Source organism: Maritimibacter fusiformis (genome assembly GCF_008086115.1).
Lineage (GTDB): Bacteria > Pseudomonadota > Alphaproteobacteria > Rhodobacterales > Rhodobacteraceae > Muriiphilus > Muriiphilus fusiformis.
On the sequence record NZ_VSIY01000013.1, the window covers coordinates 90141 to 111351 of the forward strand.

Here is a 21211-nt window from a genome sequence, read left to right on the forward strand (position 1 = left end):
ACAGGAGACAGACCCATGAAACGCATCCTCATCCCCTCGCTTCTCGCGCTTGCCACGCTCACCGCCACCCCGGCCAGCGCCGGCGGCTCGGTCAGCTTCGAATACACCCCCTCGACCCCCGACGAGGCAAACGCCGTGCGCCTCGGCCTCGCGCTCTATGCCATCGGCCGCGCCATCGAGGGCGACGCCTCGGTGATCCAGAAGGGTGACGGCAACGCCGCCGGCATCGGCCAGTTCGGCAACGGCAACTTCGGCGTGATCGAACAGAACGGCGACGGCCACGAGGCGACGCTGGCCCAGGACGGCGACAACAACGCCTATGGCATCTTCCAGTTCGGCTCCGGCACCTCGGGTCATGTCGAGCAAAACGGCAACGGCGGCACCGGCCTTCTGTTTCAGGCCGGTTGGGACTGATCCGCACCGCACCCGAAAAAACCGCCCCGGCGCTGCTCCGGGGCGGTTTTTTGGTGTGCGGTGGCGGTGATCAGTCGTCCTTGCGCCAGGCGTCGCGCTTTCGGTAGATCGTCGAGGGCGACACGTCGAGCATCTGGGCTGCGCGCGGGATCGAGCCATGCGCGGCACGGATCGCCGCCTCGATCGCGGCGCGCTCGATCTCGGCGAGGGTCTGCCCGGTCGCGATCGGCGCCACCCCCCCGGCGCGGTCGACGCCGGCGCCATCGGGCAGGCTCGGGGCGAGATCCTGTGCCGTGACCGACGGGCCGTCATGGGTCAGGGTCAGGTGCCACAGAAGGTTCAGAAGCTCGTGCAGATTGCCCGGCCAGGTGTGCGCGGCCAGCCGCGCCATCGCGTCCGGATCGAGCGACAGCACCGCCCGGCCCTCGCGCTCGGCGCAGGCCGACAGGTGGGCGGGGACCAGGGCGGCGATGTCCTCGATCCGCTGGCGCAGCGGCGGCAGCGCGACAGAGGCGACGCTGAGACGGTAGTAGATCTCGGGCCGCAATCCGCCCGCCCCCGGTTCGGGCTGGCGCAGCGCGGCGACGAGGCGGATACCGGACCCCGACGCGCGGTCGATCAGCCCGGTCAGATGCGGCTGGATCGAGGGGTCGGCGGCGGCGAGATTGTCCAGAAACAGCGTGCCCTGCGCCGCCCGGGCCAGCGCGCCGTCGGCGTCCTCGGCCTCGGCGGCGAGCGCGGGGCGGCTGAGGGTGGCGCAATCCAGGACCACGAAGGGCGCATCGGCCCGTGGCGAACGATCGTGCAACAGCCGCGCCAGGCGGCTCTTGCCGGTGCCCACCTCGCCGGTGAACAGCACCGGCGCGGACGAGCGCGCGACCGCCTCGATCCGGCTCAGGGCCTTGCGGGTCTCGGGCGCGACCGCGACGATGCCCTCGGCCTCGATCTGCAGCGGCGCCGGGTCGGGCCGCACCAGCGGCGCCTTGGCCGGCGGCGGGGCGGGTCGTGCCACCGGGCGGCCGCTGCGGCGGACCTGGCCCAGCGCGCCGTCGATGGTCTTGGCCAGCCGGGCGTCCGAGAACGGGCGGAACAGGCAGTCATAGGCGCCTTCGCGCATCGCCTCGGCGGCGGCGTTGATCTCTTCGTTTTCCGCCAGCACCACCACCACCGGCAGCCGTTGCGGCGCCATCGCGGCGCGCAGCACCGACTGCGCCGGCTCGCCCCCGATGGTCAGGGGAACGAAGGCGACCTGCGGGCGGTGCTTGGCACAGATCGCCGGCAGCATCGCCGGGTTGGTCATGCGCACCACGGCGCAGCCGGCCTTGATGAACGGGCTGTCGGGCAGCGGCCGGGTCTCGGTGTCCTCGCCCACGACCAGAACCGTCAGCGGCGCCGCATCCTCCGCCTGCGGTTGTCGTCGTTTGGCATGGCTGTTCACACCGGGGCCTCCATCTGATGTCGCGCGCCCGCCCGCAGCATGCGCCTATGCGGCGCGCAATGCCAGCCTTTCAGCCGCCGGCATAGCCAAGTTCCTGCAACGCCTCGCGAATTTCATCAAGGATCGCCGGGTCGTCGATCGTGGCGGGCAGCTTGAAATCCTTGCCATCGGCCAGCGACACCATCGTGGCGCGCAGGATCTTGCCCGAGCGGGTCTTGGGCAGCCGGTCGACCACCACCGCCAGCTTGAACGCCGCCACCGGGCCGATCTGGTCGCGCACCAGTTGGACACATTCCGCGACAACGTCCTTGGGATCACGCTCGACCCCCTTGCTGAGGCAGAGAAAGCCCATCGGCAACTGGCCCTTGAGCTCGTCCGACACCCCGATCACGGCGCATTCGGCCACGTCCGGGTGGCTGGCCAGAACCTCCTCCATCGCGCCGGTCGACAGCCGGTGCCCGGCGACGTTGATCACGTCATCGGTGCGCGCCATGATGTAGAGGTATCCGTCCTCGTCCTTGTATCCGGCATCGCCGGATTCGTAGTAGCCGGGGAAGGTGCTGAGATAGCTTTTCACGAACCGGTCCTCGGCGTTCCACAAGGTCGGCAGGGTGCCCGGCGGCAGCGGCAGCTTGATCGCGATGGCGCCCAGTTCGCCGGCCGGCAGTTCGTTGCCCGCCTCGTCGAGGATCTGCACGTCATAGCCCGGCATCGCCACGGTCGGGCTGCCGATCTTGACCGGCAGCGGTTCGATCCCCATCGGGTTGGCGACCACCGGATAGCCGGTCTCGGTCTGCCACCAGTGGTCGATCACCGGCTTTTTCAGATGATCCTGCGCCCAGATGATCGTGTCCGGATCGGCGCGTTCGCCGGCCAGATAGACGGTTTCGAGGCAGGAAAGATCGTATTTCTTGATGAATTCGCCCTTGGGGTCTTCGCGCTTGACGGCGCGGAACGCGGTCGGGGCGGTGAAGAAGCTGCGCACGCCATGCTCTGAAATCACCCGCCAGAAGGTGCCGGCATCGGGCGTGCCGACCGGCTTGCCCTCGAACACCACGGTGGTGTTGCCGTGGATCAGCGGGGCATAGCAGATGTAGCTGTGGCCCACGACCCAGCCGACATCGGAGGCCGCCCAGAACACGTCGCCGGGATCGACGTTGTAGACGTTCTTCATGGTCCAGTTCAGCGCCACCAGATGCCCGCCGGTGTGACGGATCACGCCCTTGGGCGCGCCGGTGGTGCCGGAGGTGTAGAGCACATAGACCGGGTGGTTGCCCTCGACCGGCAGGCAGGGCACCGGATCGGCGGCGGCCAGATCGGCCCAGTCCACGTCGCGGCCGGGTGTCAGGTCGGCGGGCTGCTGGTCGCGTTGCAGGATGACGCAGAAGTCGGGTTTGTGGCCGGCGCGCTCGATGGCACCGTCCAGAAGCGGCTTGTAGGCCACGATGCGCCCCGGCTCGATGCCGCACGACCCCGCGATGATCGCCTTGGGCGTCGCGTCGTCGATCCGAACCGCCAGTTCGCTGGCCGCGAACCCGCCGAACACCACGGAGTGAATCGCTCCGATCCGCGTGACCGCCAGCATCGCGATGACCGCTTCCGGCACCATCGGCATGTAGATGATGACCCTGTCGCCCTTGCCGATGCCGCGCGCCGCCAACCCGCCGGCGAAACGCGCCACGCGGTCCTGCAGTTCGGCGAAGGTGATCTTTTGCTGGGTGCCGGTGATCGGGCTGTCGTGGATGATCGCCACCTGGTCGCCGCGGCCGCCCTCGGCATGGCGGTCGACCGCGTTCCAGCAGGTGTTGACCAGCCCGTCGGAGAACCATTCGTAGATCGGGGCCTTGTCGTCGAACAGCGCCTTGGTGGGCATCCTGTCCCAGTCGATGGCTTTGGCTGCATCCATCCAGAACCCTTCCGGGTCGGCCTGCCAGGCTGCGTAGACGTCCTTGTATCGCATCGGGTCCTCCTCCAAAGCCGCTTGTTTCGGTGTTATGCCCGCACCGCCCTTCGGGCAAGGGGGTTGGCCCCGGGCGGGACAATTTCGCGCGCCGCTTTGCAGTTATGGCGATAATCGGCCTGCAAAGTTTTGCAAAAATCCTTGTGGCTATGCAGCAGGGTTGCGAATGTGGACGAGTTTGCAAAGTCTTCTTCCGCATGATGCAAACCTCCCAAGAGCGATTCGCCCCGACCGAAGCTGATGCGTTGCGGGGCGGGGGGAACTCGCTAGACTGGCCGGGCGCACCGACCGGACCCCCGCATGATCGCCCTTCGCCTTTTCCTTTTCGCCCTGCTCGTCGCCGCACTGCCCGCGCGCGCGCAGGTCTGGGAATTGCTGCCAGAGGACGACAGCCGCGCCGGACCCGTCGCCACGATCTGCCCGGACGCCGAAATCGGCGATGCGTTCTGCTTCACGCTCGGCTGCGCCGATGGCGGGCCGGTCCACTACGAGGTGGCCTATGACACCGGCGCGCCGCTCGACCCGCTGCTGGTCGGGATCGACGTGGATGGCCAGCCGGTCGGCACGCTGGCAATCACGCCTGCGCCGGACGAGGATATCTATCGCTACCGCGCCGAATACGACGCGCGCCTGCACCGCGAGTTGATTGCGCGGCTGCGCGGCGGCAACCGTGCGGCGCTGATCATCGGGGCGGACGGCGGCATCATCCGCCGCGACATTTCCCTGCGCGGCTCCAGCCGGGCGATTGCCGCGGTGATCGACGCCTGTCCGGAACCGCCCAGGCCGATGCCGCCCCGGACAGCGCCCGCCGCCCAGGTGCTGGCCCAGATCGAGGACGATTGCGCGGCCCTTGGCGGCACGGTCGAGGTCGAGCCGGGGTTCGAGCGCGCCGAAGACCTCGACGGCGATGGCCGCACCGACATGGTGGTGGATTTCGCCGCTGCGGTCTGCTCGGAAATGGCCTCGCTCCACTGTGGTTCGGGGGGATGCACGGTGGGCTTCTACCTCAACCGCGAGACCGAGTTCCAACCGCTGTTCGTCGACGTGATCCGGGGCTATGACAGCGCGCCCGGCGGGTTGCTCACGCTCGACCTGCACGGATCGTTCTGCGGGGTGTTCGGCTATGAGGCCTGTCTGCAACGCTTCGACATCTCGGGCGGTGACATGGTGCTGCTGGACGAGCTGACCGGCGAGGCGGCGATCGCGGTGCTGGAAGGCGCGCCGCTGCCGTCGCTGGAGCCGCCCGAGGTGCTGGAAACCGCCGACCAGCCGGGATTGCCGGGGGGTGAGGCCTGGCCCGACCGGCCCGCGACCGGGCCGGGAACCGAGGTGGTGCTGGCCGGGCTGTCGGGCGCGGTCCTTGCCCCGCTGCCGCCGCTGCCCGAGATGTCGCCGGGCATCGTGCCCCTGCCGACGATATCGGCGCCAAGGTCCGATGCTGTGCCGGTCATCGCGCTTCCCGAGGCCGACCTTGCCCCGCCCCGGCCGGACACCGCGCCGGGCGGCGTGGCGTTCGATGGGGTGGACGCGCCCGCGCTGGCGCCGCCGGTGGCGATGATCGTGGCGGTGCTGGCGGAACGAAGCCCGGCACGCGCCTCCGCGCCCCCGATGCCGGACATGCGCGAGCCGCCGATCTATCCCGAGACCGGCGAAAGCCTTGACCCGATGCTTCTGGGCGGTGGCGGCGTGGTCCTGACCAGCCCGGACGCCGACGCGACCGGGGCGGATCGCCTCGGGCTGGACCCGCCGGTCGGGACCGACCCGGCGCGCCTTGGCGCGGCGGGCGGCAAGCCGGGGGCACGTCCCTAGCTGTAGAGCGTCACCGGCGTGCCCGCGATGGCCGACATGTTCAACAGCCCGCGCGCGGTGATCGAGGGGGTGACCACATGCGCCCGGTTGCCCATGCCGATCAGGATCGGGCCGACCTCGAGCCCGTCCGCCTTCATCTTGAGGATGTTGCGCACCCCCGAGGCCGCGTCGGTGTTGGCGAACACCAGCACGTTGGCGGGCCCCTCGAACCGCGAATCGGGGAAGATCCGGTTGCGCAGGTCGACATCGAGCGCGGCATCGACGTGCATCTCGCCCTCATAGGCGAAATCGCGTGGCTCGGAGTCGAGGATATCCAGCGCTGCCCGCATCCGCCGCCCGGTGTCGCAGTCGAGGTTGCCGAACTGCGAATAGCTGCACAGCGCCACCCGCGGCACCTGCCCGAAGCGGCGCACATGCCGGGCCGCGCCGCGGACGGTTTCGGCGATCTGCTCGGCGGTGGGCTGCGGGTGGACGTGAGTATCGGCGATGAACAGCGGCCCGTCCTGCAGGATCATCAGGCTCATCGCGCCGACCGGGTGCAGCCCGCCCGGTCCGGTGCCGAGGATCTGGGTGACATAGTTCAGATGCCACAGGTATTGCCCCAGCGTGCCGCAGATCATGCTGTCGGCCTCGCCCCGGTGGACCATCACGGCGGCAATCGCGGTGGTGTTGGTGCGCATCACGGCGCGGGCGATGTCGGGCGTGGCGCCCCGGCGCATCATGATGTCGTGGTAGGTCTCCCAGTAGTCGCGGTAGCGCGGGTCGTTCTCGGGGTTCACCACGTCGAGGTCGCGCCCGATCTTGAGTGGCAGCCCGGCGCGCTCCAGCCGGCTTTCGACCACTTCCGGGCGGCCGATCAGGATCGGCGCATCGGTGGTTTCCTCGAGCATCGCGTTGGCGGCGCGCAGCACGCGCTCGTCCTCGCCCTCGGCAAAGACGATCTTGCGCTCGGCGGTGGCGGCGGCCTCGAACACCGGCCGCATGATCAGGGCCGAGCGGAACACCGAGCCGTCCAGCCGTTCCTTGTAGCGGCGCAGATCCTCGACCGGGCGCCGGGCTACGCCTGTCTCGGATGCGGCCTTGGCCACGGCGCTGGCGACCACGCCCATCAGGCGCGGATCGAACGGCTTGGGGATCAGGTAGTCGGCGCCGAACGTCAGCTTCTCGCCGCGATAGGCGGCGGCGGCCTCGGCGCTGGTGGTGGCGCGGGCAAGCTCGGCGATGCCCTCGATACAGGCGATCTGCATGGCGTCGTTGATCTCGGTCGCGCCGACATCCAGCGCGCCGCGAAAGATGAACGGAAAACACAGCACGTTGTTGACCTGATTGGGATAATCCGAGCGCCCGGTGGCGATGATCGCGTCCGGCGCGATGGCTTTCACGTCCTCCGGCATGATCTCGGGCGTCGGGTTGGCCAGCGCGAAGATGATCGGCTGCGGGGTCATTTTCTGCACCATCTCGGGAGTCAGCACACCGGGCCCGGACAGGCCCAGGAACAGATCGGCCCCCTCGATCACCTCGCCCAGCGACCGCAAGTCGGACGCCTGCGCGAACGCCGCCTTTTGCGGCGTCATCTCTTCGGTGCGGCCCTCGTGGACCAGCCCGGCGATGTCACAGAGCCAGACGTTCTCGCGCTTCACCCCGAGTTTCAGTAGCATGTTGAGACAGGCGATCCCCGCCGCGCCGCCGCCGGTCGAAACCACCTTGATATCCTCGAACCGCTTGCCCGCGACGCGCAGCGCGTTGGTCGCGGCGGCGCCGACGACGATGGCGGTGCCGTGCTGGTCATCGTGAAACACCGGGATCTTCATGCGCGCGCGGCAGATCTGTTCGACGATGAAACATTCCGGCGCCTTGATGTCCTCGAGGTTGATGGCGCCAAAGCTCGGCTCCATCGCACAGATGATATCGGCCAGCTTCTCGGGGTCGGCCTCATCCAGCTCGATGTCGAAACAGTCGATGTTGGCGAACTTCTTGAACAGGACAGCCTTGCCCTCCATCACCGGCTTGGACGGCCCCGCGCCGATGTTGCCCAGCCCCAGAACCGCCGTGCCGTTGGTCACCACCGCCACGAGATTGCCGCGCGCGGTATAGCGGCTGGCGGCGTCGGGATCGGCCTTGATCTCAAGGCAGGCCTCGGCCACGCCGGGCGAATAGGCGAGGCTCAGGTCGCGCCCGTTGGCCATCGGCTTGGTGGCGCGGATCTCCAGTTTGCCGGGCTTGGGAAACTCGTGGTAATCCAGCGCCGCGTGACGTTTCGGGCTCGATACGGGGTCGGTCAAATGGATCTCCTCAGAGGTAGTTTAGCATTAAACTATCGCTTGCTTTCGCACTTAACCGAAACTGCGCCGCTGCCGCAAGCACCGCCAGCATAGCACGTGCTTTCGGCTTGCGCGCGGGCCGCGTGCCTGCAACCTTGGACCAACAGGTCAAACGGAGGCGGCGATGAGTTTGATGGATGACGCGAAGGCGGTGCGCGACAACGCCCATGCGCCCTATTCCGGCTTCAAGGTGGGGGCGGCGATCCGTGCCGCCTCGGGCAAGGTCTATGTCGGCGTCAACGTCGAGAACGCCGCCTATCCCGAAGGCACCTGCGCCGAGGCCGGGGCCATCGCCGCGATGGTGGCCTCGGGCGACACCGAGATCGCCGAGGTCGCGGTGGTGGGCGACGCCCCTGCCCCGGTCACGCCCTGCGGCGGCTGCCGCCAGAAGATCGCCGAGTTCGCGCCCAAGGGGGTCGTCGTCACGATGGGCACCATGACCGGCAAGACCCTGACCATGAAGATCGAGGAGCTCTTGCCGGAGGCCTTCGCCAAGGCCCAGATGGAGGGTTAGGCGATGCCCCGCGCGTTCCTGGTGGTGATGGATTCGGTCGGCATCGGCGGCGCGCCGGATGCCGACAGCTTTTTCAACGATGGCCGCCCCGACACCGGCGCCAACACCCTTGGCCACATCGCCGACGCCTGCGCCGAGGGCCGCGCCGACGTGGGGCGCAACGGCCCGCTGCACATGCCCAACCTCGATGCGCTGGGGCTGGGGGCGGCGCTGAAACTGGCCTCGGGTCACGACGGGCCGGGGCTTGGCGCAACGCCCACCGGGCTTTGGGGTGCCGCGACCGAAGTGTCGCGCGGCAAGGATACGCCGTCGGGGCATTGGGAAATCGCCGGAGTGCCGCTGCCGTGGGAATGGACCTATTTCCCCGACACCGAACCCGCCTTCCCCGACGATCTGACCAAGGCGCTGATCAAGGCCGCCGGGACCGAAGGCATCCTCGGCAACAAGCACGCATCGGGCACGGTGATCCTCGACGAGTTGGGCGGCGAGCACATGCGCACCGGCTGGCCCATCGTCTACACCTCGGTCGATTCGGTGGTGCAGATCGCGGCGCATGAGGAGGTGTTCGGGCTGGAGCGGCTCTACGACATGTGCCGGGCGGTCGCCCCGATGGTGCACGGAATGCGCGTCGGGCGGGTGATCGCGCGGCCCTTCGTGGGCTCCGCCGAAGACGGGTTCAAGCGCACCGTGAACCGCAAGGATTTCGCCCTCGACCCGCCCAGCCCGACGCTGTGCGACTGGGCCACCGGCGAAGGCCGCCCGGTGCATGCCGTTGGCAAGATCGGCGACATCTTCGCCCATCGCGGCATCACCGACGAGGTCAAGGGGGCGGATGCGGACCTGATGGAAGGGCTGATCGGGCTGGCGGACACCGCCCGGGACGGCGCGCTGGTGTTTGCCAATTTCGTCGAGTTCGACGCCCAGTTCGGCCACCGCCGCGATGTGCCAGGCTATGCCGCAGCACTGGAATGGTTCGACGCGCAAGTGCCGCGCCTGATCGAAAGGCTGCGCGACGGCGACCTGGTGATCTTCACCGCCGACCACGGCAACGACCCAAGCTGGTTCGGCACCGACCACACCCGCGAACGGGTGCCGGTGGTCGGCTATGGGGTCGGTCTGAAAGCCATCGGCCACGTCGGGTTTTCCGATATCGGCGCCTCGGTCGCGGCCCACCTGGGCCTTGCCGAGCGCGGCGCGGGGAGGTCGTTTCTGTGAAATCCCTGCCCAAGATCGAGCTGCACCACCACATCGAGGGCGCCGCGCCGCCCGCCTTTGTGCGTGCGTTGGCGAAACAGAAGAACATGGACATTTCCGGCATTTTCGATGAGCGGGGCGGCTATCACTACGATGGTTTCTTGCAGTTTCTCGATGTCTACGAGGCCGCGACCGCGCCGCTGTCGACCCCGCGGGACTATGCCGATCTGGTCACGGCGGTTCTGGAAGAGGCGGCGGAACACGGCGTCGTCTATCTCGAAAGCTTCCTGTCGCCCGACTTCTGCGGCGGGCGCGACGTGGGCGCGTGGAAGGAGTATCTGCACGCGATGCAGGACGCGGCCAATGCCGCCGAAGCCCAAGGCATCACGCTGCGCGGCATCGTCACCTGCATCCGCCATTTCGGCCCCGAGGCGGCGATCGAGACCGCCCGCTGCGCGCAGGAGACGGCGGGCGACTGGGTGGTCGGGTTCGGCATGGGCGGTGACGAGAACGCCGGGCACCCGCGCGATTTCGCCTATGCCTTCGACATGGCGCGCGAGGCCGGGCTGAGCCTGACCTCCCATGCCGGCGAGTGGCGCGGGCCGCAGGAAATCCGCGACACGCTTACCCACCTCAAGGTTGCACGCATCGGCCACGGCGTGCGCGCCATCGAAGATGCGGCGCTGGTCGAACACCTGGCCGAGACCGGCGTGGTGCTGGAGGTCTGCCCCGGCTCCAACGTGGCGCTTGGGGTCTACCGGGATTTCGCGTCTCACCCTATCGCCCGGCTGCGCGAGGCCGGTGTGAAGGTCACCATTTCGACCGACGACCCGCCGTTCTTTCACACCACCATGACCCGCGAATACGAGGAACTGGCGCGCGCCTTCGGCTGGGACGAAGGTGATTTTTCCGACCTCAACAAGGTGGCGCTCAACGCCGCTTTCTGCGATGAAAACACCCGCGCGCGCATCGCCAAGAAACTGGAGCCGTCCGATGTATGACCACCTCACGATCGTGAAACACCCGCTGGTGCAGCACAAGCTGACGCTGATGCGCCAGAGGGACACCTCGACCGCCAGTTTCCGCCGGCTGCTGCGCGAGATTTCGCTGCTGCTGGCCTACGAGGTCACGCGCGAACTGCCGATGACGAGCACGACCATCGAAACGCCGCTGCAGGAGATGGAAGCGCCGATCCTTGCCGGCAAGAAGATGGCGCTGATCTCGATCCTGCGGGCGGGCAACGGGCTGCTCGACGGGGTGATGGAGCTGATCCCCTCGGCCCGGGTCGGGTTCGTGGGGCTGTATCGCGACGAGGAAACGCTGCAGCCGGTGCAATACTACTTCAAGGTGCCGACCGAGCTCGAGGACCGGCTGGTGATCGTCGTCGACCCGATGCTGGCCACCGGCAATTCCTCGGTTGCGGCGATTGACCTTCTGAAACTGGCGGGCGCCAGGAACATCAGGTTTCTCTGCCTTCTGGCCGCCCCCGAGGGGGTCGAGCGAATGGGACAGGCGCACCCGGATGTGCCGATCATCACCGCCGCGGTCGACGAACGGCTGAACGAAAAGGGCTATATCATACCGGGCCTCGGTGACGCGGGCGACCGGATGTATGGAACCAAATAGCCGGTAATTGGCGCGGATTGTCCTGAAACCCTAGACACTCGCCTGCCGATACGACATGCTGGCCCCAACATCTTGTGTGGGGGCACAACATGAAATTGTTCCGTAATGCGAGTGCTTTGGCGATGCTGGTCATCGCGACGGGCACGACTGCCAATGCCTATTCCCTGGCCGAAGCCGCCGAGCCGCGCGAGCGTCCGCCATCGGGCTATTCCAGCGACGTCTATGTCGACAGCCGGGGCTGCGCCTATGTGCGCGCCAATATCGGCAACACGGTGAACTGGGTGCCGCGCCTGACCAGTGACCGCAAACAGGTGGTCTGCGGGCTGACACCGTCGACGAACACGCGCCGGGCCTCGACCCCGCCACCGCCGCTGGTCGCCGCCCCGGCGGCGGCACCGGTGACCCCGGTCAGCGCGCCGGTGGCGATGGCACCCGCTGCTGCGCCCGCGGCCCCGGTGCGCACCCTGACCGTGACCTGCCCCGCCGACGGAAGCACGGCGCGCGTGCGGGTCGGGAACTCGACAATCCGCGTGACCTGCGCGCCGGGCCAGACCCAGCCCGCAACCACCATTGTCAGCCACCCCAACGGCGAACGCACCCGCCTGATCGTGAACCCGCCCGCGCCCGCCTCGCTTCCGGTAGTGACCGCGCGCGCACCTGCCGCCGCGGCGGCCCCGGTGGCGGCGCTGCCCGCCGGTTCGGCCCGGGTGCGCATCGGCGGCGTGCCGCCGGGCGGCCCCGGCAACAATTTCGGCTCCGGCTACGGCGTCGGCGTGGGAGGCCCGGTCACCGACCCGGTGCCCAGCGCCACCGCACCTCGGCTGGTCGCCCCCAGCCGCGCCCCGGCCCAGGCCGCGCCCGCCGCGCCTGCCTTCGGCTCGGGCTATGGCCTGCCAGTTCAGCCGAACGCGGGCCGGGTCTATGTGCCTGCGGGCTATCGTCCGGCCTGGGACGATGACCGGCTGAACCCCAATCGCGGCCCGCGCACCGCGCTGGGCGATGCCCAGATGGCCGCGACCTGGACCGACGACATGCCGATGCGCCGGGCCGAGGGCACCGGAGCGGTGATCTCGACCAAGGGCGTCGCCGCACCCGCCCCGGTGGCCACCGCCGCGCGCTATGTGCAGGTCGGCGTCTTTGCCAACCCGGCCAACGCGACGGCTGCGGCCAACCGGCTGGCCGGGATCGGCCTGCCCGGACGGATCGGCAAGACCGCCTCGGGAATGTCGGTGGTTCTGGCCGGGCCGTTCAACGACGCCGGTGCCCTGCAAAGCGCGCTGGCAACGGCCCGCCGCAACGGCTTTTCGGACGCCTTCGCACGCGGCTGAGGCGACGCGCGCGCACCCGGCGGGGAAGCGGCCCCAGCCTTCGGGGCTATCCCCCGCGCCCCCGCTCACCCGCGACGATCTCGCGCGCGACGGCAGTCAGGGTGTCGTCGGACAGATCCGGCAGGTCGAACCCGGCCAGCCGTGTCGCGCCGTGGCGTGACTGGCGGGCATAGCGCGGATCGTAATGCACCCGGACCAGGTCTTCGGCCAGCGCGGCGAACGCGCCCTCGGCGGCCAGCGCCTTCCAGGCATCGACCTGGGCATGACCGTGATAGCGCACCAACCGGTCGAGCACCCCGGCCAGCCGGTCCTGATCGGCGGTCAGGTCGGCATAGTCCGCCGCCAGATGCGCGGCGCGCGCGGCCAGCGGCGCGCTCAGCCCGATCCGGGGCGCGGCGAGCATCGCCTGCCACAGCGACGGCGGCACCACGATGTTGCCGATCTTGGAGCTTTCGGCCTCGAGATAGACCGGGCGGGCCGGGTCGAGCCGGGTCATCGCCATCGCCAGCCCCGATTCGAAGGTCTTTTGCGTCGGCTGGCCCGCGCCCGTCGGCCCGAACACCGAGCCGCGATGCCGGGCCATGCCCTCGAGGTCGATCACCTGCCCCCCGGCTGCCGCAAGATGTGCCAGAAGCCGCGTCTTGGCGGTGCCGGTGCCGCCGTCGATCAGCACCACGGGCGGCGCGAATGGCCGATCGTAAAGCGCCTCGACCACCAGCCGCCGAAAGGCGCGATAGCCGCCGGCAACGGTGTCGACCCGCCAGCCGATCTGGCCGAAGATCGCCGCCAGCGACCCCGACCGCTGCCCGCCGCGCCAGCAATAGACCAGGGGCCGCCAGCCGCCGTCGCGGTCGGCCAATGGGCCTTGCAGATGGGCGGCGGCGTTCCGGGCGATCAGGGCGGCGCCGATCTTGCGGGCCAGGAACCGATCCTCGCGCACGTAGATGGTGCCGACGCGGGCGCGCTCGTCATCGCTCAGAACCGGCAGGTTGATCGCGCCCGGGATATGATCCTCGGCATATTCCGAGGGCGAGCGCACGTCGATCACCTCGTCGAACGGCAGGGTCGTCAGGTCGGTCAGGGCACGAAGCGTCAGGGGCATGGTCTACCTGGGGGCGGATTGCCGCCTGTCCTAGCGCGCCCGGCCGCCGAGCGCCAGCGCGGCCCGTTGCAATGGCCCCGCCTGCCGCCTAGCCTTCGGACGAAAGGAGATTGAAATGCGCTGGATCGTTCCCCTCGCCCTTGCGGCGATCACGGCAGGCTCGGCGGCCCTGGCCGACCCCGAGGCCCGGACCTGGCGGCTGCTGTCGGTCGGCGAGACCCCGGCCGAGGGCGAGGCGTTCATCGGCTTCGGCGCGGACGGCGTGTTCGGCTCGACCGGCTGCAACCGCTTTTCCGGCGGCATCGAGGCCGCGCCGGGCGAGCTGACCTTTTCCGAGGCCATGGCGGTCACCCGCATGGCCTGCCCCGGCACGCTGGGCGCGCAGGAAACTGCGGTGCTGTCGGCGCTGCGGGGCACGGTCGCGGTGGCCTATGACCCGTTGGCCGAACGCATGGAGTTGCGCCCCGGGGGCGAGGCGCCGGTGCTGCTCTTTGCCCGGATGTTCGAGGAAAACGTCGAGACCTGCGCGCTGGAAACCCGGAATTAACGACTTTCGGGTTTGCTCGGGCCATGCGCGGCTCAAGGCAGATCAGGCAGGTGGTCCTGCACGTCGGTTTCTGGAAATGCGGCTCGACCACGCTGCAGGAAACATTGCGCGCCAATGCCGGGGCGCTGGCGCGTCACGGCCTGATCTATCCCGAGGCGCCCGTGCTGCGACAACGCCGTGTGATCGATGCGTTTCACTCCGATCCGGCCAGCCTGTTCTGGAACCGCAACAACGCGGTGACCGACCCGGCCGTGCTGGACAAGGGGCGCGCGGCGGGGCTGAAATTCCTCAACCGGCATCTGCATCTGGCGCGGGGCAGGACGCTGTTGCTGTCGTCGGAACACCTGATCGCGATGCCCGACGGCGACCTTGCGCGGCTGCGCGACCATCTTCTCGGGCGCGCGCAATCCCTGCGCGTGGTGGTCTATGTCCGCCACCCCGTCGCCCATGCCCGCAGCGCGGTGCAGGAGCGGGTGAAACAGGGCGTGGCGACGCTGACCGGGGAACGCGCGCAGGCGCGGCCCTATCCGCTGCGCCGCGAGATCGAAAAGCTGGTGGCGGTATTCGGGCGGCCGGGCGTCGTGGTCAGGGCGCTCGACCGAGCCACGCTCGCCGGCGGCCAGATCACCACGGATTTCCTGGACGTCGCCGCACCCGGGCAGGTTCCCGAGGGTCTTATCCGCGACATCGTGTCGAATCAGTCCCTGTCGGCAGAGGGGCTGGCGCTGGCCGACGCGCTGGCCCGGGTCGCGCCGGCGTTCTCGGATGGCGTGCGCAACCCGGCGCGCGGGGCGCGCGACTGGCTTCATGCGGTCGAGGGCGCGCCGGTCAGCCTGGCCCCGGCATGGGAAGACCGGCTTGGCCGCGACGACCTGGCGTGGCTGAAACGGGAATGGGACATCACGCTGCCGCGCCCGCCGCGCGCCCCGCCCGGTGAGATGTGGTCTCCCGGGGCGATCACCTCGCTGGCCGAAACCCTGAACCGGCTGAGCCTTGCCGCCGGGGCATAGCGGCTGGTTGCCCGATCGGGCTGTCGCAGGCGGTCGGGGTTGGGGCGTCGGGCGGGTTCAGCGCGCCCGAAACGGCGCGAAAGGTGGATCGGTGTGACAGGTTCTTGCTGCGACGACCGGCCTTTCTGGGCGACGGCGCAATGCGGAGCGATCGGTGAGTCGCGGGGTGTGGCACCGGGTTTCGCACGTCAGAAGGGCGTGGGCCTTGGCCTGGGCCGCCGTTTGGCACGCCTTGGCAGCAGCCATCGGCGCACCATCGCAACCGCTGCGCGGTGCGACCGGCAACGCTGCATAGCCTTGTCCGACCGCAAAGCCGACCCTTTCCCGGCACGCCCCATCCCGCCGACGTCCTGCGCACTCCGGCAAGACCACCACACCACACCCTGCGACATTGCTCCGCAGCGCCCGTGACAATCGCCTCTCGACGCCGGCGTTATATTGGTATAACACGTGCCTCGACACAAACCGGAGGTGTGACCGATGCCCAACCGTTCCCGATCAAACCCGTGGCCCACGCGCATCGCTGCGCTTCTGGGCGGCCTGTTCGGCATTGCCACCATCTTCAGCGCCGGCTCGGTGCTGTTCGGGCCCGAGGCGGCGCGGGTGGCGGCGGGGGACATCGTGCCCTTCGTGGTCTGGTTCAACCTGATCGCGGGCTTTGCCTATGTGACCGCCGCGCTGGGCATCTGGCAGGGCCGGCCCTGGGCCGCGCGGCTCGCGGTCGGGATCGCGGTCGCCACTGCGCTGGTCGCGGTCGGCTTCGCCTGGGTGACCTTTCAGGGGGCGGCGTTCGAGATGCGCACGGTCGGCGCGCTGGCGCTGCGCGTCGCGGTCTGGACGCTGATCTCGGCGGTGGTGTTGCGGCGGAACCGCGCATGAGCGCAGCGCGCCGGAATCGCAAGGACGAGATCCTCGACACCGCGCTGGCCCTGGCCTTCGAGGGCGGGCCGAACCGCGTCACCACCGTGGCCATCGCCGAGCGCCTGGGCCTGACCCAGCCGGCGATCTACCGCCACTTCGCCAGCAAGGCCGAGCTATGGGCGGCGATCACCGACCGTCTGGGCGCCGAAGTGTCCGAAAACGTGACCCAGGCCCAGTCCGGCACCGACCCGGCGCTGTCCCGGCTGCGCCGGCTCATGCTCGGGCATCTGGAACTGATCAGCCGGACCCCGGCGCTGCCCGAAATCATGCTGGCGCGCGAACCCGACAGCGACGAGGCGGTGGTGCGCATCACCATGCAGGCGCGTATGGCGTCGTTCCAAAAGACCCTTCTGGAATTCTGCACCCAGGCCCAGGCCGAGGGCGACCTGCGCGCCGATATCGACCCGCGCGACATGGCGGCGCTGATCGCCGGGGTGTTGCAAAGCCTGGTCCTGCGGCTTCTGTTGGGGCGTAACCCCGATGTGCTGGTCGAGGACGGCACGAGACTTCTAAACCTGCAACTGGCTGCCTTCGGGCGGCAAAGCGAGGCGTGATGCGCAGCGGATTCAAGATGATCCTGGTGGCCCTGCCGCTGGCGGCCCTGGGGGCCGGTTTCCTGGTCTATACCATTCGGACCAAGGCCCCGCCGGTGCAGGTGGAACAGGCCGAACGGGCAACGCCGGTCCGAGTCATCACGGCGCGCGACGGCGCGGTGACACCGGTGGTGATCGGCCACGGGCTGGTCGCGCCGGCGCGCACCTTCGAGGCGATCGCCCAGGTCGGCGGCACGGTGGCCGAGATCCACCCGAGGCTGGCGCGCGGCGCGGTGTTGCCGGCGGGCGCGATGCTGGTCAGGATCGCAGATGAGGATTACGCACTGGCCGTGGCCCAGGCCGAGGCCAATATCCGCTCGGCCGAGGCGCGGCTGGCCGAGCTTGCGGTGTCCGAGGAAAACCAGCGCCTCGCGCTGGAGATCGAGACCCAGGTGCTTGCGCTCAAGACCGCCGACCTGGAACGGGCCGAGACCCTGCAGGCGGGCGGAAACATCCCGCGCACCGCGCTTGACGCGGCCCGCGCGGCGCATCTGGCGCAGCGCCAGAAGGTGCAGTCGATCGACAGCACGCTGGCGCTGATCCCGACCCAGCGCGCGGTGCAGATGGAACAGATCGCCGTGTCGCGCGCGGCGCTCGAGACCGCGCGGCTGAACCTGGCACGGACCGAGTTGCACCTGCCGTTCGCGGCACGGGTGTCGGATGTGAAGGTCGAGACCGGGCGATTCCTGCGCGTCGGCGAGGTGGCGGCAACCTTCGACGGGGTCGAGACCGCCGAGGTCGAGGCCCGGGTGCCGGTGGCCGATCTGCGCCGCCTTCTGCGCATGGCCGCGCCGGATGCCGACGCCTACGCCGCCGACCCGACCGCGATCACCGAGGTGCTGCGCGGACTGGGGCTGTCGGCCGAGGTGCGGCTGGACCTGGGCGACGAGATCCTGCGTTGGCCCGCCCGGGTGGACCGGGTGAGCGACACCATCGACGCAAAAACCGCCACCCTGGGGGTGATCGTCGCGGTCGAGGGCGCCTATGCGGGCGCCACACCGGGCGACCAGCCGCCCCTGACCAAGGGCATGTTCGTCGAGGTCGCGATCTCGGGGCCCAAAGTCGAGGGCCGGGTGGTGCCGCGCGCCGCGCTTTCCGAGGGCGCGCTGCGCCTTGCCGGGGATGACGACCGGCTGGATGTGCGCGCCGTGACGCCGGTTCTGATCGAGGGCGAGGTGGCGGTGATCGCCGACGGCCTTGACGCCGGCGAGCGCGTGGTGGTCAGCGATCCGCCGGTGGCGGTCGCCGGGATGCTGCTGACCCCGCTTGAGGATGAGGCGCTGGCCGCCCGGCTGGAGGCGACGGAATGATCCGGTTCTTCGCGGGCCACCCGACGGTCGGCAACCTTCTGATGCTGGTGTTCCTGGCTGCCGGCCTGATCGCCGCGCCGACGCTTCTGCGCGAGACCTTTCCGCGCAAGACCGCCAGCGAGGTCGAGATCAGCGTCCCCTACCCCGGCGCCCGGCCCGAGGACGTGGAAACCGGCATCTGCGACCGGATCGAATCGGCGCTGGATGCGGTCACCGGGCTGGAGCGCGCCTCGTGCGAGGCGCGCGAGGGGCTGGGCCGGGCAACCGCGCGGATGCGCGAGGGCGGCAATTTCCAGTCGTTCGTGGCCGAGGTCACCGGCGAGGTCGAGGCGATCACCGATTTCCCCGACCGCGCCGAGCGCATCGAGGTGCGCCCGCTGGGGCTGACCGATTTCGTGGCCTCCGTGGCGGTCACCGGCCCGGCGACACGCACCGACCTCGAGGCCTATGCCGAGGCGCTGCGCACCCGCATGTTGCGCTGGGGCGGCATTCCCAAGGTCGACATCCGTGGCTTTCCAAGCCTGGAACTCAGGATCGAGATCGACCCTGCCGCGATGCGCCGCTTTGGCGTGTCGGTCAGCGATATCGCGCGTGCGGTCGGTGCCGAAAGCCTCGACATGCCGGCGGGCAACCTGGACGGGGCCGCCGAAAGCCTGCTGATCCGGGTCGTCGAAGAACGCCAGACCCCCGAGGCGCTGGCCGATATCGTGGTGCGCGCCTCGTCGGGCGGCGGCCAGGTGCGGCTGGGCGAGATGGCGACGATCCGCGAGGGCTATGGCACGGCCGACGGCACCATCGCGTTTGACGGCCAGCCCGCCGCCCTGCTCGATGTCACCAAGACGGCGGCGGACGATTCGCTGCGCACCATGGACGCGCTTGAGGCCTTCCTCGAGGCCGAGCGCGCCGCCGCACCGCCCGGGGTCTCGCTGAAAGTGGTGTCCGACAGCGCCTCGGTCATCCGCGAGCGGCTGCTCTTGGTGGTGGTCAACGGCGTCCAGGGCTTTGCGCTGGTGTTCGGGCTGTTGTGGATCTTCTTCGGGCTGAGGTTCGCCTTCTGGGTCTCGCTGGCGCTGCCGACCTCGTTCATGGGCGGTGTCGCGATCATGTCGGTGACCGGCTATTCGCTGAACCTGATGACCACGATCGGGCTGTTGATCGTGATCGGGCTGTTGATGGACAGCGCCATCGTCGTGGCCGAAAACATCGCGCGCCACCGCCAGCGCGGGCTGGCGCCGCTGGAGGCCGCGGTGGTGGGCACGCAGCAGGTGTTCGCCAACGTGCTGGCCTCGTTCGTGACCACCGCGATGGTGTTCGGCTCGCTCGCCTTTCTCAAGGGCGACCTTGGGGCGGTGCTGCGCGTGGTGCCGGCGGTGATGCTGTTCGTGCTGACGGTGTCGTTGATCGAGGCGTTCCTGATCCTGCCCCACCACCTGCTTGGCAGTCTCGAACCGCGGCGCGGGCGGATGGCGGCGGCGACCGAGAAGCTCATGGACTGGATGCGCGAGGGCACCGGACGGCTGGCCGACGCGATGATCCGCACGCGCTATGTCACGACCGGGTTGTCGGTGGCGCTTCTGTTCGTTGCGGTCGCGCAGATCGCCGGCGGTAACCTCAAGTTCACCGCCTTTCCCGAGCTTGACGGCGACGTGGTCGAGGCGCGGCTGTTGTTGCCGCAGGGCACGCCGCAGGCGCGCACCGACGAGGTGATCGACCGGCTGGTGGCGGGGATCGAGGCGGTCAACACGCGCTATGCCCCGGACCAGCCGGGCGGCACCGACCTTGTGCGCCACGTGACCGTGCTGCGCGGCGTCAACCGCGACGCCTTCGAGGCAGGCGCGCATGTCGCCACGGTCTCGGTCGACCTGCTTCCCTCGGCCGAGCGCACACTGCGGCCCGACCCGATCATGGCCGCCTGGCGCGAGGAGGTCGGCGAATTGCCCGACGTGGTCGCCCTGAAATACGACGAAAGCACCATCGGCCCGGCGGGCATCGCGCTCGACATGCGGCTGAAGGGCGACGACCTGGTGGCGCTCAAGGCCGCGGCGGTGGAACTGACCGACTGGTTCTGGAGCTACGAGGGCGTGACCTCGGTGATGGACGACCTGCGCCCCGGCAAGCGCGAGATGCGCATCAGCCTGACCGAGGCCGCCGGCCCGATGGGCGTGACCGCGGCGATGGTGGCCGACCAGCTTCGCGCCGCCTATTTCGGCACCACGATCAGCGAGATCATGGTCGAGGGCCAGACCCTCGAGGTGACCGCGCAACTGGCCGAGGCGGCGGCGGCCAGCCCGAGGGTGTTCGACGATTTCGTGGTGTTCCGCCCGGATGGCGCGGCGGTGCCGTTGTCGGTGGTGGCCGAGGTCACGACCGGGCGCGGCTTTGCCCGGATCAACCGCGAAAACGGCGTGCGGGCGGTCACCGTGCAGGGCACCATCGACACCGGCGTGGCCAATGCCAACGCCATCGTCTCGGATACGCTGGCGCGGTTCCTGCCGGGGCTGCTGGAGCGGTATCCGGGCATCTCGCTCGATGTCGAGGGCCAGCGCGCCGAGGCGACCAAGACGCAGATGTCGATGATGCAGGGCTTCGTGATCGGGCTGTTCGGGGTGTTCGCGCTGCTCAGCTTCCAGTTCCGCTCCTACCTCGAGCCGATCGTGGTCATGCTGGTGATCCCCTTGGCGCTGGTCGGGTCGATCTTCGGGCACATGGCGATGGGTCTGGATTTCTCGATGCCCAGCCTTCTGGGCTATGTCGCGCTGGCGGGGGTGGTGGTGAACAACTCGATCCTGCTGGTCGAGTTCGTCAAACACGAACACGGCGAAGGCGGCGCCAGCGTGACCGAGGCGGTGTCGGCGGCGGTCAGGGCGCGGTTCAGGGCGATGTTCCTGACCACCGGAACCACGGTGGTCGGGCTGATCCCGATCCTGACCGAAACCTCGATCCAGGCGCAGATCCTGGTGCCCCTGGTGGCCAGCCTGGTGTTCGGGCTGGTGGTGGCCATGCTGGTGGTGATCCTGGTGCTGCCGGCGGTCTACGTCATCCTCGACGATTTCGGGCTGACCACGCTGGGCGAGGACAAGGACCGGCCCGAAGCGGCGGAGGCCACGGCCTGATGGGCGGCGAA

Annotated in this window: 17 protein-coding genes; 13 read left to right on the plus strand and 4 right to left on the minus strand. The window is 69.4% G+C overall.

From position 1 onward, the window contains the following. The first annotated feature begins 15 nt into the window (after positions 1 to 15). Positions 16 to 414 carry a curlin gene (locus tag FVF75_RS12675; RefSeq protein ID WP_148378513.1) on the plus strand — a complete coding sequence of 133 codons (399 nt, stop codon included), beginning with the start codon at positions 16 to 18 and terminating at the stop codon, positions 412 to 414. A 70-nt stretch (positions 415 to 484) separates the two neighbouring features. Here the strand turns inward: FVF75_RS12675 and FVF75_RS12680 are convergent, their stop codons facing one another. Both FVF75_RS12680 and FVF75_RS12685 read right to left on the minus strand, forming a co-directional pair. Continuing rightward, positions 485 to 1852 (minus strand): sigma-54-dependent transcriptional regulator, encoded by a 1368-nt coding sequence (locus FVF75_RS12680; protein ID WP_148378515.1) that lies wholly within the window; start codon positions 1850 to 1852, stop codon positions 485 to 487. Positions 1853 to 1922: 70 nt separating this feature from the next. Further along, positions 1923 to 3812 carry a propionyl-CoA synthetase gene (locus tag FVF75_RS12685; RefSeq protein WP_148378518.1) on the minus strand — a complete coding sequence of 630 codons (1890 nt, stop codon included), beginning with the start codon at positions 3810 to 3812 and terminating at the stop codon, positions 1923 to 1925. 300 nt (positions 3813 to 4112) lie between these two features. Here FVF75_RS12685 and FVF75_RS12690 point away from each other — a divergent pair, with 300 nt between their 5' ends. Then, the gene (locus FVF75_RS12690; protein ID WP_148378521.1) at positions 4113 to 5621 is read left to right on the plus strand and encodes a hypothetical protein; all 1509 of its coding nucleotides are present in this window, start codon (positions 4113 to 4115) and stop codon (positions 5619 to 5621) included. Here the strand turns inward: FVF75_RS12690 and FVF75_RS12695 are convergent. Continuing rightward, positions 5618 to 7903 carry an NADP-dependent malic enzyme gene (locus tag FVF75_RS12695; protein WP_148378523.1) on the minus strand — a complete coding sequence of 762 codons (2286 nt, stop codon included), beginning with the start codon at positions 7901 to 7903 and terminating at the stop codon, positions 5618 to 5620. The two genes, FVF75_RS12690 and FVF75_RS12695, sit on opposite strands and share 4 nt — an antisense overlap. A 163-nt stretch (positions 7904 to 8066) precedes the next feature. On the opposite strand from FVF75_RS12695, the gene FVF75_RS12700 reads away from it, so the two are divergent. From FVF75_RS12700 to FVF75_RS17580, 5 genes are all read left to right on the plus strand, one after another. Next, positions 8067 to 8456 carry a cytidine deaminase gene (locus FVF75_RS12700; protein ID WP_148378526.1) on the plus strand — a complete coding sequence of 130 codons (390 nt, stop codon included), beginning with the start codon at positions 8067 to 8069 and terminating at the stop codon, positions 8454 to 8456. A gap of 3 nt (positions 8457 to 8459) precedes the next feature. After that, a complete protein-coding gene (locus tag FVF75_RS12705; protein ID WP_148378529.1) occupies positions 8460 to 9671 on the plus strand; it encodes a phosphopentomutase in 1212 nt (403 codons plus the stop codon). Next, a complete protein-coding gene (locus FVF75_RS12710) occupies positions 9668 to 10651 on the plus strand; it encodes an adenosine deaminase (protein WP_148378532.1) in 984 nt (327 codons plus the stop codon). The genes FVF75_RS12705 and FVF75_RS12710 overlap by 4 nt, the downstream gene beginning before the upstream one ends. Continuing rightward, positions 10644 to 11276, plus strand: coding sequence for a uracil phosphoribosyltransferase (upp, locus tag FVF75_RS12715; protein ID WP_148378535.1), 633 nt, complete (start codon positions 10644 to 10646; stop codon positions 11274 to 11276). The genes FVF75_RS12710 and upp overlap by 8 nt, the downstream gene beginning before the upstream one ends. 89 nt (positions 11277 to 11365) lie before the next feature. Then, complete coding sequence (locus FVF75_RS17580; protein WP_187393068.1) at positions 11366 to 12604, plus strand: SPOR domain-containing protein; 1239 nt, start codon at positions 11366 to 11368, stop codon at positions 12602 to 12604. 46 nt (positions 12605 to 12650) lie between these two features. Here the strand turns inward: FVF75_RS17580 and mnmH are convergent, their stop codons facing one another. Next, the gene (mnmH, locus tag FVF75_RS12730) at positions 12651 to 13706 is read right to left on the minus strand and encodes a tRNA 2-selenouridine(34) synthase MnmH (RefSeq protein ID WP_187393069.1); all 1056 of its coding nucleotides are present in this window, start codon (positions 13704 to 13706) and stop codon (positions 12651 to 12653) included. A 115-nt stretch (positions 13707 to 13821) separates the two neighbouring features. Between mnmH and FVF75_RS12735 the strand changes: the two genes are divergently transcribed. The 6 genes from FVF75_RS12735 (at position 13822) to FVF75_RS12760 (ending at position 21200) form a co-directional block, all read left to right on the plus strand. Continuing rightward, entirely contained in the window at positions 13822 to 14253 is a 432-nt protein-coding gene (locus tag FVF75_RS12735; protein WP_148378545.1) for an META domain-containing protein, read from the plus strand. A 23-nt stretch (positions 14254 to 14276) separates the two neighbouring features. After that, the gene (locus FVF75_RS12740) at positions 14277 to 15263 is read left to right on the plus strand and encodes a hypothetical protein (protein ID WP_148378548.1); all 987 of its coding nucleotides are present in this window, start codon (positions 14277 to 14279) and stop codon (positions 15261 to 15263) included. 480 nt (positions 15264 to 15743) lie between these two features. After that, positions 15744 to 16142: a hypothetical protein gene (locus tag FVF75_RS12745; protein WP_148378550.1), complete on the plus strand. Its 399-nt coding sequence runs from the start codon at positions 15744 to 15746 to the stop codon at positions 16140 to 16142. Then, the gene (locus FVF75_RS12750; protein WP_148378552.1) at positions 16139 to 16738 is read left to right on the plus strand and encodes a TetR/AcrR family transcriptional regulator; all 600 of its coding nucleotides are present in this window, start codon (positions 16139 to 16141) and stop codon (positions 16736 to 16738) included. Before FVF75_RS12745 ends, FVF75_RS12750 begins: the two co-directional genes overlap by 4 nt. Continuing rightward, positions 16738 to 18087, plus strand: a complete 1350-nt coding sequence (locus tag FVF75_RS12755) for an efflux RND transporter periplasmic adaptor subunit (RefSeq protein ID WP_148378554.1) — start codon at positions 16738 to 16740, stop codon at positions 18085 to 18087. The genes FVF75_RS12750 and FVF75_RS12755 overlap by 1 nt, the downstream gene beginning before the upstream one ends. Next, positions 18084 to 21200, plus strand: a complete 3117-nt coding sequence (locus FVF75_RS12760) for an efflux RND transporter permease subunit (protein ID WP_148378557.1) — start codon at positions 18084 to 18086, stop codon at positions 21198 to 21200. Before FVF75_RS12755 ends, FVF75_RS12760 begins: the two co-directional genes overlap by 4 nt. Positions 21201 to 21211: the final 11 nt, after the last annotated feature.